Genomic DNA, 16182 nt, shown 5'->3' with positions numbered 1-16182 from the left:
ATAACTGAGTATCATGTATGTTCCTCCTATGAATAGACTTCGAAGAACGGAAGCGGCTGATCTCCCGTGGTGATCATGTTGACTTTCACTTTCTGCAGGTAATCGAATTGATGCGTGTCCGATAAGATATGGGTAAGAATCGAGGGTCCTTCCTCAAGTTCAACAACACCCACGGCATAAGGGGCCAACTTCTGCCATGCCGGGTTGCCAGGCCGATGAACGATGCTCCATGTCTTCAAGCGGCCCCGCCCGGAAGCTTCTTCCCACCGAAGTGACTGGGAAAAGCAGTGCGGACAGTGAGCCCGAGGATAAAATATCCACCCTTCACATATATTGCAGCGTTGAAGTGTGAAAGCGCCTTGCTTCAACGAATCCCAGAATGGCTGGCTGATTGGTGTAATGGTCGGTCCCGGTAATGAAACGTTCTGGAAATCGGTCATGGTGTCCCTCCTAAAATGAGCGCGGTCGTTTCGCTCAAGGTTGCTCCGTTTCCGGTGACGAGAGCGTTGGTGGCATGTGGAATCTGCCTGCCTTCCGCTTCCCCGCGTAATTGCAGGACGGCCTCCACGACGTGGGACATTCCACCGGCAAGATCCGCTTGCCCGAACCCTAGCTGACCTCCGTGAGTATTCAAAGGATATTCCCCGTCCGGAGCGAAGCTGTGGTCGCGGACAAAGTCCCCGAACTTACCGGGAGCACATAACCCTGCACTCTCGAGCTGTGTTGCGACGACGCTGGTGTAGCAGTCATATAAGGAGAGAAGATCCATGTCTTCTATGTTCACTTTCGCCTGCTTCAATGCTCTCGGGATGGAGTAGTCGAACGGAAGCGAATCCGGCGCCTGACTTACGGCGCGGTGGGTGATTTTTTCTCCGGCGCCTTTCAGGAACACAGGCTTATGTTTTGCGGCAGTGGCTTTTTTCTCCGAAGTGACGATGACTGCGGCCCCACCTGCTACCGGCATGACTATTTCTAATAGATGGAGTGGGTCTGCAATCATTGGAGATTGCAGGATATCTTCTACAGAATTCGGTTTCCCGTGGAAAATGGCTTTCGGATTCAGTTGGGCATTCTCGCGCGCACGATAGGCAATCTTCGCAAAGTCTTCCTGCGTAGAGCCGTACTGTTCCATGTGCAGTCGTTTGAGTAGAGCATAGGAAGTGTTGGCTCCGGACGCTCCGAACGGTACGTCGAATTCACGGATAGGATTACGGTTCGGGGACTTTAGAACTTCCCCTTTTTCATTTTTATTGGCAAGGACACAAACAACCGTGTCGCACATACCCATCTGAATGGCGGCGGCTGCCCTCCAAACCATGCCTGGCCCCGTCGCGCCGCCCAAGTCTACCGTGTTGGACATGACCGGCTCGATTCCAAGGTACTCGGATACCGTTGCAGGAACATGCTGCGGCGTTTCGCCGACCTGAGGACCGACGAGCAGTCCGTCGATGTCTTCTTTCTCCAGGCCTGCGTCGTTCAAAGCGGCGATGACGGATTCGGCGATCAGGCTTAGGGTCGTCTTTCCTTCTGAGTAGCGGACCGGTGTCAGTTCACCGATTCCCACGATAGCTGCGCTCATCTTAGTAATACGTCCTTTCTTCTAGTTGCCCGAAAGCTTCGAGGCTTTCCGGGTTCTGGATGGATGCTTTGTTTTTCACGGTTCCTCCAAGAGCTGCCGTTTTTGCAGCCCCTTCCACTTTCTTTCCATTATTCGTATAAGGGATGGAAGGAACCTGATAGATACGTTTAGGTATGTGTCGCGGTGAAGCCTTGCTACGGATCTCACGACGAATGGATTGAGCCAGCTCCGTAGTGATTTCACCGGTTATACAGAGGACGATCTCTTCGTCATTTCCTTTCGGCCACCCGAACACAAGAGAGTCTTCTACGCCTGGAAGATGTTCCGTAACCCGGTAGATTTCCGCTGTTCCGATACGGATGCCACCAGGGTTCAGGGTCGTGTCGGCTCGTCCATAAATGATGAACGCTTCATCAAGTGTCTGTTCAGCCAGGTCTCCGTGGGTCCATATGCCGGGACGTTTCGAGAAGTAGCTCGAGCGATAGCGCTCATCGCCGTTTTCCCCGTAAAATGTGATAGGCATACTCGGGAATGATTCCGTACATACGAGATCGCCTTTTTGCTCATAGACCGAAGCCCCGCGCTCGTCCCATACATCGACAGCCATGCCGAGAGCTTTACAGGTCAATTCTCCTCGTTTCACAGGGTGGATCGGAGACCCCATGATGAAGCATCCGATGATTTCGGTGCCTCCTGAAATCGAAGCCAGCAATAGATCCGATTTGATCGTATCGTAAATCCAGTCATACTGTTCCGGAGCAAGCGGCGCTCCGCAGGACAACAAGCTCTTCAGTGAAGTCAGGGAATGACTGTTCTGAAGGTGGACGCCTTCTTTCTGCAGTGTCTCCAGGTACTTCGGACTCGTTCCGAAATGCGTGATGCCGGCTTCATCAGCGATTTCCCACAAATGAGTCAACGAATGCGCCGGAGCAGGAGAGCCGTCGTATAGAAGAAGCGTCGCCTCGCTCGCAAGCCCTGATACAAGCCACGGATACATCATCCACGCTGTGTTCGTATACCAGAACAATGTATCGTCTTTCTGTACATCACAGTGGAGTTGATGTTCCTTCAGGTGTTGAAGAAGCGTGCCGCCTGTGGAATGAACAATTGCTTTAGGAAGTCCCGTCGTGCCGGACGTGTACAAAATGTACAGCGGATGATCGAATGGTACTTGTTCAAAAATCGGTGTAGCGGCAGGGTGTTCCAGCAATGATTCCCAAGTGATGCTTCCCTCAATCTGCCCTTTTTGGGTGATGAGAGATTCGGTTTTCTCCAGGTTTTCGAACGTTTCTTTCACTTTGTCGCGGATATCGTATTCTTTTCCTTTATATTGATAGTGAACCGTCGCAATCAGCACCTTAGGTTCTACCTGCCCGATGCGGTCCGTGATTCCTTTAGCTCCGAAATCCGGAGAGCAGGAGGTCCATACAGCACCGAGGGAGGTAGTGGCCAGCAAAGCGACCAATCCTTCGATCTGGTTGGTGATGATGCCGGCTACCCGGTCTCCTTTCTGAACGCCGAGGTCCATAAGGCCGTGTTGTACTTTTGCCACTTGTTCACGAAGTCCACTTACAGAAATGGCTTGCTGCAAACCTTCTTCATCGGCTTCCTGTGCTGCCGTTCGTTCAGGGTTGCCTCGCAAAAGGTTTTCGGCGAAATTGAGTGTCGCTTCCGGGAACCACCGGTCATCGGCCATCGTTTCGCCAGGCTCGTAAACGGAATCACCTTTGTCCCCGATGATTCCTGCGTAATCCCATAGAGCGGACCAGAATTCATCGCGTCTGGCGGTGGACCATCGATGGAGTCGTTCATAAGGGTAGAGAGGCTGCCCTGCAAAGTCGGCGAATTGTTTCAGGTGGGAACTGGATACCAGAGAAAGAGATGGTTCCCACAAATGGTCGGTCTTTTCTTTCACAGCTGTCATCATTCTTCCTCCTTCGGCACATCAATCAGTACAGCCATTCCCTGGCCGCCGCCACCGCATAGTGATGCGATTCCTTTTCCGCCACCACGACGCTTCAACTCATGCGCAAGGGTCAGTACGAGTCGGAATCCTGTACCTCCGAGCGGGTGGCCGAGAGCGATGGCTCCGCCGTTGACGTTGACTCTTGATTCATCGATGTCGAGCTCTTCACAACTCGCAAGAACGACGCTGGCGAATGCTTCATTGATTTCGAACAAGTCGATGTCTTCTGTCGTCAGGTTGTGTTTAGTAAGCAACTCGTTGATTGCGCGTGACGGTTTCGTCTGCAGGCTTTCATCCGGGCCGGCGATTTCCGACCAGTCGATCACTTCAGCAAGAGGGGTGCGTCCGAGCACTTGCGCTTTTTCTGACGTTGTGACAATGCCGATACTCGCACCGTCCGTCATTTGCGAAGCATTACCTGCCGTTATCGTTCCGTTTTTTGAAAAAGCAGGGGAGAGCTTCGCCAATTTTTCCTCCGTGGTCCATGGGCGAATGCCTTCATCCTCATCGAGATAGTCGGGAATCGGACTGACTTCAGCTTTCAGGCGTCCGTTCGCCTGAGCTTCCGCTGCCCTTAATTGAGATTGTGCTGCGTATCTATCCTGCGATTCACGGTTTATGTCGTAATCTTCGTTCACTTTATCTGTCAGAACCCCCATCGATTCATCGGTCAGGGAACACCAGAGACCGTCGTGAAGCAGCGTGTCTCTTGCTTCTACGTGTCCGAATCCGTTCTCGGAGCGGACAGGCAGGGTATGCGGTGCATTCGTCATAGAATCGAAACCGCCGACGACATACAATTCGCCTTCCTCGAGTTTGATTCTTCGGAAGCTGTCGGCGATGGTGGCGAGTCCGCCGAGGCAGACATTGTTCAAGGTGATTGCCGGCGTTTGGAGGTCGATACCTGAACGGGCCGCTACCTGACGAGCGGGATTCTGTCCCTGTCCCGCCTGGATCACTTGAGCCAGAAGGACGCCGTCCGCCTGTTTCGCTTCAGGGTTACGGTCGATCAGGCTAGTGAGCGCGTGCGTCGCTAACTCTTTTGCCGAAAAAGGGGAAAGGGCTCCTTTCCATTTTCCAAAGGGTGTTCTCGTTCCGTCCAAAATGACTATGCTCATGGTGATCATCCTTTCGTATCTGTGTATGTATTAGATCTAAGCGGCATCTTCCGCATTTCATTAATAAAAAAACTCTTCTTACTTGGAGATAAGAAGAGGATGTCTCGACTTATCTTCCAGGAATATACCTGCTGGATTTGGCACCTTATCTTTCTGATAGGTTGCCGGGCATCGTAGGGCCAGTCCCTCCGCCACTCTGGATAAGAAATGCTATTCAATTAAAAAACCTCTCCACTGGATGAGTAGAGAGGCAAGAAATCTAAATTTCTCTTATCTTCCCGAGCAAACGCTCAGTAGGATTTGGCACCTTGCTACATTGTAGCGGTTGCCGGGCTTCGCAGGGCCAGTCCCTCCACCTCTCTGGATAAGAATACGTCCGATATGGAATTAATGGCTATCATAGCAAGGGAATGATCCATTTGTCAATGGAGAAGAGAGAAGAATTTGAAAATTAAAACAAAAATCCAGGCGCGATTTCAACCGCTCCTGGATCCGGATTGTTCAGGTTCATACGTACAAAGCTTATTTCTGCCGCTCCGCTTCGCTTTATAAAGAGCTTTATCCGCATTTTTCAGAAGGTGTTCCGGCTCGGCAGTCGTTGCCTTATAGTGGGCAAGGCCGATGGAGACGGTGATGTGGATATATTTACCTGTAGTTAGAAGGAAGGGGTGAAGCTGAACATTCTTTCGCACGCGTTCTCCGATATAACGGCTTTTTTCCAGGGAAGCATCGAGAAGCAATACAGAGAATTCTTCTCCTCCATTTCTGCTGACGACATCGAAAGAACGGACATTTTCACGAAGAAGTTTTCCGAGTTCCGCCAGTATTTCATCTCCCTCAGGGTGGCCATACGTGTCATTCACTTGTTTGAAATGATCGATATCGACATATAAGAGTGTCAGTGATTCATCTTTTTTCATCGCTTCGATGCTAATCTCATTGAATAGTTCATCAAATTTCCTTGTATTGTTGAGGCCCGTGAGACTGTCCGTTGAAGCTTCATCCTTGTATCGATTAAGCAAACGCTGGTGCTTGCGTTCATATTCCACGAGATAATAAGCAGTGAAAATTCCGATGTAAGAAGCTATCCAGTAAGCAAACAGAACGATGGTGAGAACAGCGTCGTCCTTCAGTAAATAAAAAGCGAAGCCGGAGAAAATGAAGTTGGTGGCCGTCACCATAAGGAGTAGTCTGTTCGTCCGACGGACAGGTAATCTGGCTAAGGCAATCACCGCGATCGTCATAATCGCTACCATGACTCCCGCCAGGATCGCTGATTCGTTCACTCCCAGAAGGAACCGTCCTGCGATAATAAGCGCCCCTGCTAAACCAGCAGGAAACGGTCCACCATAAAAAGCGACGATAGCGAGGGGAATCTGCCTCAAGTCCACAATCGTTCCCCGAAGTTAACACTGTATAGCATGAGAATATTGCCTAACAATCCGCCCATAATCCCGCTGAAAACTTTCGTCTTCAAAGGTGCAGCAGGTGAAAGAGGCGCCCCCTTGGTCCACTGAGTGTAGAGGAATAGGGCAGTGGTAAGAATTGCGAGATTTGAAATGAATTCTTTGATGATCATCTGCTGCACCTCCTTTCATCTATTATCATCCCATTGTAAAATTTATCATAATTATAGGACTTTATATTCATATACCCTCGTTCATTATTTCACAAACTATCGAGTAAAAATCCATGAGGTCTGTGACCTCATGGAGCTTTTTCTATGCGTTCTGATAAGCAAGCGTCTGTGCCGTTTTCTTCACTTCTTCGAGCCCTTCATTGATGATGGTCTCTGCTGCATTCGGGTCAGCGTTGTGTCCTTCGATGACGACTTCTTTTTTGATATCCATACCGAAATGCATTCCGAAAATGTTGCGAACATAATTCACGGCCATCTCTACCGGCTGCATTTCCGGAGCGGAATAATTGCCGCCGCGGGCGTTCAGCATAATGACTCGTTTATCTGTCAGAAGAGGTTGATGCTGACCTTCCGGTGTGTAGCGGAAAGAGAATCCTGCTTCTGCGAGATAGTCGATGAAGGTCTGCATCTTCGCAGGAACCGTGAAGTTCCACAGCGGGAATGCCAGGACGATTGTATCTGCTTGTGCTACGAGATCTTTCGCTTTCTGTTTAGCCTGAAGAAGACGGGCTTCGGTATCATTAAGTTCAACGCCTTCCTGCTGTTTGCCGATAGCGCTGAATAAGTCCTGTCCAAAGTAAGGCATGTCCTCTTCGAAAAGGTCATACGTAGTTATATTCAAATCTTGATTTTCTTCTATCTGTTCAAGGAAAGTGTCATACATTCTTGTGGAAATTCCATCCGGTCTATTATTTGCTTTTACTACTAATACGTTCATGTCGAGTCCTCCTCGTCTGTAAGTTACAAAGCACATTGTAATAGGTTCAGATATCTCGAATCCAGTGTTTTGCCTGGGAAACCGCTACCATTGATCAAAAGGGGAAATTCTTATACGATGAGTACAAATTATTTCCATTAATAGAGGTGTTTATATGTCGAAAGAACCACGACTTATTGTGAATAATGGTTCCGGTAATTTGTTTCAGGAATTGAAATCATCCATTGAAACGTGCCGGGCCTTTTACTTCAGTGTCGCTTTTCTCAATTTCAGTGGCCTGCAACTGCTTTTAGAAGCCTTGAAAGAAGCGGAAACGGAAGGGACCAAAGGAAAGATTCTGACGTCCACCTATTTGAATTTCACGGATCCCGGGGCGCTTCGGAAATTAAGAGAGTTTCCTTCGATAGAATCGAAGGTGTTCATCACGGACAAGACCGGCTTCCATACGAAAGCATACATATTTGAGTATGACGATTATTATAAAGTGATCATCGGCTCTTCGAACATAACCCAGCACGCGCTGAAGAGTAATGTGGAGTGGAATGTGGAGCTTATATCGAAGGATTATGATGTATTCATGACGAGGGTTTTTGAAGAGTTCGATAGTTTGTGGGCTAGAAGCAATAAAGTCGATGATGAGTTTCTGCACGACTACGAAGAACTCGTACGCAACCTGAAGCAGACAGTGACGCAGGAGTCCCTCGTCTTTGAAAAAAGTTCCTACGTGACGCCGAATACGATGCAGAAGAGGGCGATGGAGAATCTGGATCGCCTGCGGGGGATCGGAGAGGAGAAAGCGCTCGTTATTGCGGCCACAGGAACGGGGAAAACGTATATGTCCGCCTTTGACGTGCGTCGCGTACAACCGAAACGTCTTCTGTTCGTCGTACACCGTGAGGAAATTCTGCAGAAAGCGAAGGAGACGTTCAAGTACCTCCTCCACAATTTCGATGTCTCGTTCGGACTGCTGACGGGGTCACAGAAAGATTTCGAGGCGGATTATCTCTTTGCGAACATACGAACTTTACATAACCATTACGATTCGTTTGATCCTGAAGCCTTTGATTACATCGTTTATGATGAGGCTCATCACGTGACGGCCCCGACGTACCAGGAGGTATTCGAATATTTTGATGCGGATTTCACGCTCGGGATGACGGCAACGCCTGAGCGTGGGGACCAGCAGTCGATTTTTGAGCAGTTCGATCAGAACGTCGCCCTTGAAGTCCGGCTGCATGATGCGCTCGAAGACGATATCATCGTACCGTTTCACTATTTCGGAGTAACGGATATCAATGATATAGATCTCAGTGATGTGTCGATCGATGATATCGATGAAATTACCAGACGGCTCAAAGTGAATGAGCGAGTCGATTTCATTATCAAAAAAATGAACTTCTACGGTCACGATGGGGAGAAGAGAAAAGGACTGGGCTTCTGTGCCAGCAGGGAGCATGCGAGGTATATGGTGGAAGAGTTCCGAAAACGCGGGATTCCGAGCTTAGCTTTGGATGGGGATAATACTGGCATCGAGCGTCAGGAAGCAATCCAACGGCTTGAATCAGAGGAGGACGAGGTAGAGTTTCTGTTCACCGTCGATATTTTCAACGAAGGGGTAGACATTCCTTCCGTGAATACGGTGCTGATGCTCAGACCGACGAACTCGCCTATCATTTTCATCCAACAGCTAGGTCGCGGGTTACGTAAGCATGAAGGGAAAGAATTTCTGACGGTGCTCGATTTCATCGGGAATCACGCAAAGACTTTCTTGATTGCTATCGCGCTGAATGGTCAGCGTTATTATGACAAGGAAAGTCTGAAAGTCGCCATTTCCACCGGGTTTGCTCATCTCCCCGGAGCGACACATATCGAGATGGATGAGATATCGAAAGAACGGATTCTTACGCAGATCGATCAGGAATCGTTCATGTCTATGAAGTATTTACGCGAACAATATCAGGAATTCAAGCGGGTTCGAGCCGGGAACGTGCCGTACTGGCTGATGGATTATTATACATATGAGAATGCACCAGATCCGGTTTCATTCATAAAAAAGAAGAGGACATATCTTGAATTTACAGCTACTGCTGAGAAGGATGAGCATCTGAAGGCGTTGATCGCGGATGATACATTCGAAAAGTCGCTCAAATGGCTGTCGTCGATGCTGCCGCTGAAGCGGAGTTACGATTTCGCTGTGTTAAGAGCGCTTCTTCACAGACGTTCACTGACGATAGAAGAAGCGGAGCAGGAGATGAAAAAATGGGTGGATGAGGTACCTTCAGATAGTGTAGATCACGCATTACGTTATGTAAATCAGGAGTTTTTCGATTCCGGGGAAAAAGAACGGACGCCGAAACTTGCCTCTTTTGATGGGGAAACCTTAGAGCGGACCGTACTTTTCGATAAGCTTATCGGGAAAGAGGAATACCGGTCTTATTTGCTGGACGTCCTGGAGTACGGGCTGCTCAGGTATGAACGGGAATTCGGCAGTCGTGATTATGGCTTGCCACATTTCAAACTGTATGAGCAGTATCAGATGGCGGATGCCGCGCTGTTATCGAATTACAGAAAGAGTCATTCGGCATTCCGCGGGTCCGGGCTTTTGCAGAATGGAAATGATTACTTTCTGTTCATCGATCTGCACAAAGAAGCGTACATCAAGGAGAGCATCAACTACAACGATAAGCTCGTCAGCCGCGACCAGTTCCAATGGGAAACGCCGAACAGTACGACGCAGGATTCGAAACGCGGGAAAAATATTCTCTATAACCGTGAACGTGGCATTCGGCTCCATCTGTTTGTCCGAAAATATAAGCAGATCGAAAACGGGATTACCGAGCCGTACATTTACATCGGGCAGGGGGATGCGTTCTCCTGGCAGGGACAGCAGCCGATCGAAGTGCAATTGGAACTTCACCACCGGCTGCCGGAACAGCTGTACACCGAACTCACGGAGAAGGTATAAGCTCTTCGACCGCCGGGATGTCTGCAGGTGCCCAGACGAGAGACAGCAGGTTCTCTCGCTTCAGCCACACGAGCCGTGCGTGCTCTTTCGGTTCAGGGGTCCCTTTTTGGAGCGTCGCTTCTAATGCAATGAGCTCTATGATGAACTTGTCATATTCATGTACGTTTCTGTTGAAGACGTCACCTGCCTGGATTGTGCAGCCGAGCTCTTCTTCGATTTCCCGTTCGAGTGCTTCCTGAAGGGATTCCTCGCTTTCGACTTTTCCGCCGGGGAATTCCCACATGTTCGGGATGCTCATATCTGTGGCGCGGAGAGCGCATAGTATTTCTTCGTGTTCGTTTTCAATGATGGCTGCGACGACTTTCACTTGTTTTTTCATGAAGAATGTTCCTCCTCGTAATCTATGTAAGAGAGATCTTGTTTTTCTGGTAGTGCTTTCTTCTGATTTAACCATACCACAACTCTTTGATCAAAATTCACCTGTAATCTAAGGGAGAAACCGATACTATTGTAATTTTCGGAAAATTATTGCGATGAAGGATAAAATGTAGTAGATTAACTATTATGAAGGAAAAACTTCACGAAAAAGAGGAAGGGTGTTTCAGTGAAGCGAACGTTAGAACAGATAATCAGGAAGTGGTACCCATCGTTATCAAAGGGGCAGCAGAAAGTCGCGGATTACTTGATGAAGCACCAGGAGAAGAGTGCGTTCCTGACAGCGTCGGAGCTCGGAAAAGAAGCCGGCACAAGTGAGACGACAGTAATCAGAGTTTCTTATGTACTCGGTTTCCGCGGGTATTCCGATATGCAGCAGACTATTCGTGAAGACTGGCTGGACCAGGGGCAAGTAGACAACGAAGAAGAAGCGGATGTCTTCAAGCGAGTGGTGAGGGAAGAACAGGAGATTTATGAGCGCCTACCTTCGCAACTTGATCTGGTAGATGCGCAGAAAGCGGTGGATGCCCTCCAAGCTGCCGATAAAGTGTATATCGGTAGTCATGGAAGTTCTTATGCAGCCGGGTACTGGTTGTATTATTCCCTTCGCCGATGGAAACAAGGGGTATTTCTATCGGAACCTTCCGGTGTACTAGTGGAAGACCTCAGCGATCTTACAGAGGATTCGCTGTTTATTCTTTTCTCGTTTCCGCGATATCGCAAAGAAGGAAAAGATCTGCTATCTCTCGCAAGAAGAATCGGTGCGACCGTCCTCGTCATCACCAACTGGCGTTTTTCCCCGCTCGGCAGAGAAGCGGATATTCTGCTGACTACAGAAGAGGGGCGCACAACGGATTATCATTCGATCGCTCCGGCAATGACCATCTCTGAAATGCTCGTCCAGGGGCTTGCGGAACAAGAGGAGAACGACGTTTCGAGCAAGAAACAGCAGCGTCTCGAGATGCTTTATGCTCATCAGAATATTTATCTGGAATAGGGGACAGTGGCTATGGAATATACACAAACGCTAGAAAGAACATACCAGGAACTCCATCGTCTTGCGGAACCGAGTGGCAGAGAAGAGAAAACTTCCCTTTACCTGAAACAAAGACTCAGGGAGGTTGGGTACGAGATTCATGAATTTCCGGGGCACTACGGCTTTTACGTGGAATGGCCCGGGGAACAGGAAGAAGTCATCGCGCTACGTGCTGACATGGACGCTTTACTACAGGAAGTAAAGGGAGAAGTCCGTGCCAATCATTCCTGCGGTCACGATGCCCATAGTACCATGGTGCTACATACAGCCTTGCGGGTAGCAAGAGAAGCGAAGAAGTATACACATACTGTACGTTTCCTGTTCCAGCCCGCGGAGGAAATCGCTGCCGGGGCTCTTGAAATGATGCATAGCAATGCTCTGAAGAACGTGGTGTTTCTAGGTGGCATCCACCTGCGTCCGGAACGGGAAGTTCCTTCCGGAAAAGCGGCTCCGGCAATCAGGCACGGGGCGATCGTCAGCTTGAAAGGGAAAGTGACCGGCACACCTGCGCATGCCGCCCGGCCGGAAGATGGGAATAATCCTATCGAGATTTCTGCTGAACTTATGGAACGGTTCCGGAGTATTTCCATAGAGGAGCCATTTTCGTTCAAAGTGACGGAATTCCATGGAGGAGAAGCGTCGAATGCTATCCCTGCTACATGTATCTGGACTTATGATATCCGTTGTCACACAAACGAAGGGCTGGATGAACTGACGGACCGGGCGGAGGAAGAGATGGAGCGTCTTGAATCGGAGACGGGAGCGGACATCTCTTTTTCGCTGGAAGAGTTTTCTCCTGCAGCACGTGTGAATAGAAGAGCCGTCCAGAAGGCGGAAAAGGCCATAGGAAAAGTTTCCGGAGAAGAAGCGGTGGACGGGATCTGTGAGTCTCCGGGAGCCGAAGACTTTCATTTCTACACGTATCATCACCCGGAAATCGAAGCGACGATGATCGGTCTTGGCTGTGGGTTGAAACCGGGCCTGCATCATCCGGAAATGACCTTCGATACGACTGCCTTATGTTTTGGCATGGAGATCCTTTATGAACTTTTAAAAGAAGCCGATCGATCAACATATAATAAGGAGTGAGCCGATGAGACATGAAGCAAGTAACAATCAATCAGAATTGGAAGCGTTTACAAGTAAAGATTACATGAAATTCCTCCTTCCCTCCCTATTCGGAATTCTATTTTTCATTATACCGATACCGACGGAGGACGGGATTACGATTCCGGTTGCCTTCCTTGCGAATGGAGTAAATGGAATTCTTGGGGAATGGGTGCCGATTCTTGCTGTGAGCATCATTACAGTAGCAGTAATCGCTACAGCTGTAGCGAAGATTTTCCGTCCGACCTGGGTAACGTCATCACCTTTCTGGACGAACCTCTTGGATGTCAGCCGTAACTGGGTCATTGCGAGAACAGCCGGCATGATTTTTGCCCTCATGACCATTCTTACGCTGGGACCGGACTTCATCGTAGCAGACATTACCGGTGGATTACTTATTTACGATCTTATTCCTATTCTTTTCACGACATTTTTCTTCGCCGGTCTACTCCTGCCACTTCTGCTCAATTTCGGGTTGCTTGAGTTCGTCGGCACGATGCTCGTCAAATTGATGCGCCCGCTTTTCACCTTGCCGGGTCGCTCATCTCTTGACTGTCTCGCTTCCTGGGTCGGGGACGGTACAATCGGCGTTCTGCTGACGTCGAAGCAGTACGAAGGCGGATTTTACTCCAAGCGTGAAGCAGCGGTTGTCGCAACGACGTTTTCCGTTGTATCGATTACCTTCACGATTGTAGTCATTTCCTATCTGAACATGGAGAACTACTTCCTGCATTACTACGGGACGATTACGCTGGCTGGTGTGATTGCAGCTATCATTATGCCGAGAATTCCTCCGTTGTCGCGCAAAACCGAAGACACCTTCGATGGCAGCGCAAAGAAGACCGATGAAGTGATGCCGAAGGGTGTATCTGTTTTCAGCTGGGGGAAAGAGAAAGCATTGTTCCGCGCCAAAGGAAGTCAGGGCCCGGGTGCTACGCTGAAGGAAGGCTTCCAAAACGTCCTGGACATGTGGATCGGCGTACTTCCGATCGTCATGGCGATCGGAACGGTAGCCCTGGTCATCGCTGAATTTACGTCCTTTTTCACGATTATCGGAACGCCGTTCGAATATATCCTGATGGCGATGCAGGTGCCGGAAGCAGCGGCTGCCGCACCGACGATGGTCGTCGGCTTTGCGGATATGTTCCTGCCGGCTGTTATCGGTAGTGGTGTCGAGAGCGAGATGACAAGGTTCATCATTGCCTGTGTTTCTGTTACCCAGCTCGTATATATGTCAGAAATGGGAGGACTTCTGCTGGGATCCAAACTTCCGGTGAAATTCCGTGAGCTCGTCATGATCTTCCTGTTGCGTACATTGATTACGCTACCGGTCGTTGTCGCTGTTGCACATCTCATCTTTTAATTTCAGGGTTTTCCATTGGCGGATTTGTCAGATAAACGCATTTCTGACAAATCTGCCAGTGGCTTTTCTAGTTTCTTTTAATAATTGTCTACCATTGTTTCATAGCAATATTAGATATTAGTCCATATTTTTTAAGAATGCTTGATAGAATTTATTTCTTTTAGGTAATGCAGTTCTGTAAAATTTAATGTGTTAACACCGAGATCGGTTTTTAAAACAAAAGCAGCTCCTCCTAAAGCACATGCGAATTCTCCGATTTTTGATGTACCTATCGATTCATAGTCAATAATTTTCGAGCGTAATGAAGATTCCAACCTTTCAATAAAATCAGGGTTTTGGTTAATAAGTGATCCATTGAAAATAACTCTCTGAGGGTTAAAAATATTGATGATGTTATTTAAACCGTAACTTAAGTATTCAATATAAGTAGTGATAGTTTCTTCAGCATTTACACTTTTTATAATTTCGTTAAAATTCTCACCTAAACCAAGAGAGAGAAGGGTTTCTTTCAAGCTATTCTCAGAAGCGTATAATTCCCAACATCCTTTGTTACCACAATCACACTGTTTCCCATTGGGTTCGATTACCATATGCCCGATTTCACCGGCAAACCCCTGAAACCCTCGATAAATTTTATGATTATAGATAATTCCAAGTCCAATTCCAGAGTAAAGAGTGAGACAGAAAAGATTAGAAGTATTTTCCGAATAGACTTGTTCAGCATAGCTACTCAAATTTGCGTTATTTTCGATGTGAACGGGCACGTTCAATTCCTTTTCAAGTCCATCTTTCAAATCGACATCTGTCCATTTTTGTTTTGGAGTGAATTCGATTATTTCCCTATCATTAATTATGCCATGGATTCCAAGGCAAATACCTCTTAGCTTGAAAAAAGGGAGAGTGGATTCTGTTTGTTTAATCAGAGGAGACAAATGACTTTTCACTTCTGAAACGATAGTATCAATATTTTCATCTTTGCAAGGGAGAACTTTTGTATAAAACGGTTTTCCTTTAAGGTTAATGAAGACAATTCTTGCTTTCTTATAATCCAGATCAATACCAATGCTAAAACCATAATCCCCGTTCATTTCTAGCAAGGTAGGTCGACGTCCAGGTGTTTGCAAAGTTTCTATTCTAGTTTCTCTGATTATCTTATCCTCGATAAGAGATTGAACCTGAACAGATACAGTCGCCTTGTTTAATCCGGTAGACCTGGAGAGTTCACTTCTAGAAATCGATTCCGTTCTTAAAATAGTTTCTAAGAGGAGTTCCCGATTAAGATTCCTGATGTAATTAGCATCTCCTGTACTCATAATAAACAACTCCTCTTCATGATTTATGGATGTTATAGTAATAAGCTCAAGGATAAGGACGCAGGTAAAATTACATTACGATGAGCTTCTCATCATGAATCCGGGTTATCATTTTTAGTTATTATTCTGTAGAAAGATTGTTTTTCCTCGATTCTCTTAAATGATTGCAAGGCTGCCATCATAATAAATAAGGCGGTTAGGCTCACACTTACGAACGGAAGAATAGCGGTAATCATTAGAGAAACGAAACCAATTACGAATACACTTGAAACCATAGTTAAGGTATTGAGGGGATTACTTATCATTACTAAAAGAGAATTTTTGAGGTTTTGAAACGTGTTCATATTATACTGAACGTAAACTGGAAAAAAGTATAAGAGACTCATAACAAAAATGACCGTTAATGCAATAGATGGGTAATAAAGAAAATGAAACAGGTGGTTTTCGGTGGTTTTAAAGAAGTGAATATTACCAGCCATTACTACAATAATGATGGTGATCGACCAGGCAGATACATTCCCTTTAACGAATTCTCTTTTAAAATGTTGCCAAAACGTCTTAAATATTGGTATCTCATCCTCTGTGGTGAGTAATAAATGAATCACTGAGAACAAAGCTATAGTTGCTGGAAAAATACCTAGCACAATAAAGCCTGATAAAGAAAATAATATCCACAAAATGTTCAAATAAGTTATTTTTAAGAACCAATCAGATAATTTGTAAATCAAACCACTAAATCCTTTTTGAAACATAGTGCTCCCTCCTATAACCTATACGCTACAAGACAGTTATCCAGTGAATTATTCAAACAAAAGCATCTGTCTTTATTTAATAACCCCAGATGAAAGCTAGTTATCGCTTTCATCTGGGGTTATTATACGTATTGTTTGTTTTGTCTTTCAATCGGTTTTATGTAAGAGGTAAAAATATTCCCTAACTAGTA

The 16182-nt window shown here is 47.2% G+C and carries 14 protein-coding genes and 2 riboswitches; of the genes, 4 read left to right on the top strand and 10 right to left on the bottom strand.

Going from position 1 to position 16182, the window contains the following annotated elements; all coding sequences use genetic code 11:
• Positions 1 to 26: 26 nt before the first annotated feature.
• The 7 genes from BLQ44_RS08660 to BLQ44_RS08635 all read right to left on the bottom strand — a co-directional run bounded on the left by BLQ44_RS08660 (position 27) and on the right by BLQ44_RS08635 (position 7020).
• A complete protein-coding gene (locus BLQ44_RS08660; protein ID WP_093193494.1) occupies positions 27 to 440 on the bottom strand; it encodes a Zn-ribbon domain-containing OB-fold protein in 414 nt (137 codons plus the stop codon).
• Positions 437 to 1579, bottom strand: coding sequence for a thiolase family protein (locus tag BLQ44_RS08655; RefSeq protein WP_093193493.1), 1143 nt, complete (start codon positions 1577 to 1579; stop codon positions 437 to 439). The genes BLQ44_RS08660 and BLQ44_RS08655 overlap by 4 nt, the downstream gene beginning before the upstream one ends.
• Before the next feature lies 1 nt (position 1580).
• Positions 1581 to 3503, bottom strand: a complete 1923-nt coding sequence (locus tag BLQ44_RS08650) for an acetoacetate--CoA ligase (RefSeq protein ID WP_245688137.1) — start codon at positions 3501 to 3503, stop codon at positions 1581 to 1583.
• Positions 3503 to 4663: an acetyl-CoA C-acyltransferase gene (locus tag BLQ44_RS08645; protein ID WP_093193491.1), complete on the bottom strand. Its 1161-nt coding sequence runs from the start codon at positions 4661 to 4663 to the stop codon at positions 3503 to 3505. The genes BLQ44_RS08650 and BLQ44_RS08645 overlap by 1 nt, the downstream gene beginning before the upstream one ends.
• Before the next feature lie 106 nt (positions 4664 to 4769).
• Positions 4770 to 4870, bottom strand: a riboswitch (SAM riboswitch).
• A 60-nt stretch (positions 4871 to 4930) separates the two neighbouring features.
• Positions 4931 to 5034: riboswitch (SAM riboswitch) on the bottom strand.
• A 105-nt stretch (positions 5035 to 5139) separates the two neighbouring features.
• The gene (locus BLQ44_RS08640) at positions 5140 to 6054 is read right to left on the bottom strand and encodes a GGDEF domain-containing protein (RefSeq protein ID WP_245688136.1); all 915 of its coding nucleotides are present in this window, start codon (positions 6052 to 6054) and stop codon (positions 5140 to 5142) included.
• Positions 6045 to 6242, bottom strand: coding sequence for a hypothetical protein (locus tag BLQ44_RS16710; protein ID WP_245688135.1), 198 nt, complete (start codon positions 6240 to 6242; stop codon positions 6045 to 6047). Before BLQ44_RS16710 ends, BLQ44_RS08640 begins: the two co-directional genes overlap by 10 nt.
• A 142-nt stretch (positions 6243 to 6384) precedes the next feature.
• Complete coding sequence (locus BLQ44_RS08635; RefSeq protein ID WP_093193490.1) at positions 6385 to 7020, bottom strand: FMN-dependent NADH-azoreductase; 636 nt, start codon at positions 7018 to 7020, stop codon at positions 6385 to 6387.
• Between the two features lie 154 nt (positions 7021 to 7174).
• Here BLQ44_RS08635 and BLQ44_RS08630 point away from each other — a divergent pair, with 154 nt between their 5' ends.
• Positions 7175 to 9985 carry a DEAD/DEAH box helicase gene (locus BLQ44_RS08630; RefSeq protein WP_093193489.1) on the top strand — a complete coding sequence of 937 codons (2811 nt, stop codon included), beginning with the start codon at positions 7175 to 7177 and terminating at the stop codon, positions 9983 to 9985.
• On the opposite strand, the gene BLQ44_RS08625 is transcribed toward BLQ44_RS08630, so the two are convergent.
• Entirely contained in the window at positions 9969 to 10364 is a 396-nt protein-coding gene (locus BLQ44_RS08625) for a (deoxy)nucleoside triphosphate pyrophosphohydrolase (protein ID WP_093193488.1), read from the bottom strand. The two genes, BLQ44_RS08630 and BLQ44_RS08625, sit on opposite strands and share 17 nt — an antisense overlap.
• 225 nt (positions 10365 to 10589) lie before the next feature.
• Here BLQ44_RS08625 and BLQ44_RS08620 point away from each other — a divergent pair, with 225 nt between their 5' ends.
• The 3 genes from BLQ44_RS08620 to BLQ44_RS08610 are packed head-to-tail and all read left to right on the top strand — an operon-like array spanning position 10590 to position 13926.
• Complete coding sequence (locus BLQ44_RS08620) at positions 10590 to 11417, top strand: MurR/RpiR family transcriptional regulator (protein WP_093193487.1); 828 nt, start codon at positions 10590 to 10592, stop codon at positions 11415 to 11417.
• Positions 11418 to 11429: 12 nt separating this feature from the next.
• Entirely contained in the window at positions 11430 to 12545 is a 1116-nt protein-coding gene (locus tag BLQ44_RS08615; RefSeq protein WP_093193486.1) for an amidohydrolase, read from the top strand.
• Between the two features lie 4 nt (positions 12546 to 12549).
• The gene (locus BLQ44_RS08610; protein WP_093193485.1) at positions 12550 to 13926 is read left to right on the top strand and encodes a YjiH family protein; all 1377 of its coding nucleotides are present in this window, start codon (positions 12550 to 12552) and stop codon (positions 13924 to 13926) included.
• A gap of 131 nt (positions 13927 to 14057) precedes the next feature.
• On the opposite strand, the gene BLQ44_RS08605 is transcribed toward BLQ44_RS08610, so the two are convergent.
• Together BLQ44_RS08605 and BLQ44_RS08600 are read right to left on the bottom strand one after the other, a co-directional pair.
• Positions 14058 to 15239 (bottom strand): ROK family transcriptional regulator, encoded by a 1182-nt coding sequence (locus tag BLQ44_RS08605; protein WP_093193484.1) that lies wholly within the window; start codon positions 15237 to 15239, stop codon positions 14058 to 14060.
• Positions 15240 to 15331: 92 nt separating this feature from the next.
• Complete coding sequence (locus BLQ44_RS08600; RefSeq protein ID WP_093193483.1) at positions 15332 to 15991, bottom strand: YesL family protein; 660 nt, start codon at positions 15989 to 15991, stop codon at positions 15332 to 15334.
• Positions 15992 to 16182 lie beyond the last annotated feature (191 nt).

Source organism: Salimicrobium halophilum (assembly GCF_900100295.1).
Taxonomy (GTDB): domain Bacteria; phylum Bacillota; class Bacilli; order Bacillales; family Halobacillaceae; genus Salimicrobium; species Salimicrobium halophilum.
Note: the sequence above shows the minus strand (reverse complement) of the source record. Positions and strands in the feature narration are given on the sequence as shown.

Excerpts from the sequence above, each read along its gene's own strand:
- BLQ44_RS08660 (WP_093193494.1), bottom strand. The coding sequence starts at position 440 with ATGACCGATTTCCAGAACGTTTCATTACCGGGACCGACCATTACACCA.
- BLQ44_RS08655 (WP_093193493.1), bottom strand. The coding sequence starts at position 1,579 with ATGAGCGCAGCTATCGTGGGAATCGGTGAACTGACACCGGTCCGCTAC.
- BLQ44_RS08650 (WP_245688137.1), bottom strand. The coding sequence starts at position 3,503 with ATGACAGCTGTGAAAGAAAAGACCGACCATTTGTGGGAACCATCTCTT.
- BLQ44_RS08645 (WP_093193491.1), bottom strand. The coding sequence starts at position 4,663 with ATGAGCATAGTCATTTTGGACGGAACGAGAACACCCTTTGGAAAATGG.
- BLQ44_RS16710 (WP_245688135.1), bottom strand. The coding sequence starts at position 6,242 with ATGATCATCAAAGAATTCATTTCAAATCTCGCAATTCTTACCACTGCC.
- BLQ44_RS08635 (WP_093193490.1), bottom strand. The coding sequence starts at position 7,020 with ATGAACGTATTAGTAGTAAAAGCAAATAATAGACCGGATGGAATTTCC.
- BLQ44_RS08630 (WP_093193489.1), top strand. The coding sequence starts at position 7,175 with ATGTCGAAAGAACCACGACTTATTGTGAATAATGGTTCCGGTAATTTG.
- BLQ44_RS08625 (WP_093193488.1), bottom strand. The coding sequence starts at position 10,364 with ATGAAAAAACAAGTGAAAGTCGTCGCAGCCATCATTGAAAACGAACAC.
- BLQ44_RS08615 (WP_093193486.1), top strand. The coding sequence starts at position 11,430 with ATGGAATATACACAAACGCTAGAAAGAACATACCAGGAACTCCATCGT.
- BLQ44_RS08610 (WP_093193485.1), top strand. The coding sequence starts at position 12,550 with ATGAGACATGAAGCAAGTAACAATCAATCAGAATTGGAAGCGTTTACA.
- BLQ44_RS08605 (WP_093193484.1), bottom strand. The coding sequence starts at position 15,239 with ATGAGTACAGGAGATGCTAATTACATCAGGAATCTTAATCGGGAACTC.
- BLQ44_RS08600 (WP_093193483.1), bottom strand. The coding sequence starts at position 15,991 with ATGTTTCAAAAAGGATTTAGTGGTTTGATTTACAAATTATCTGATTGG.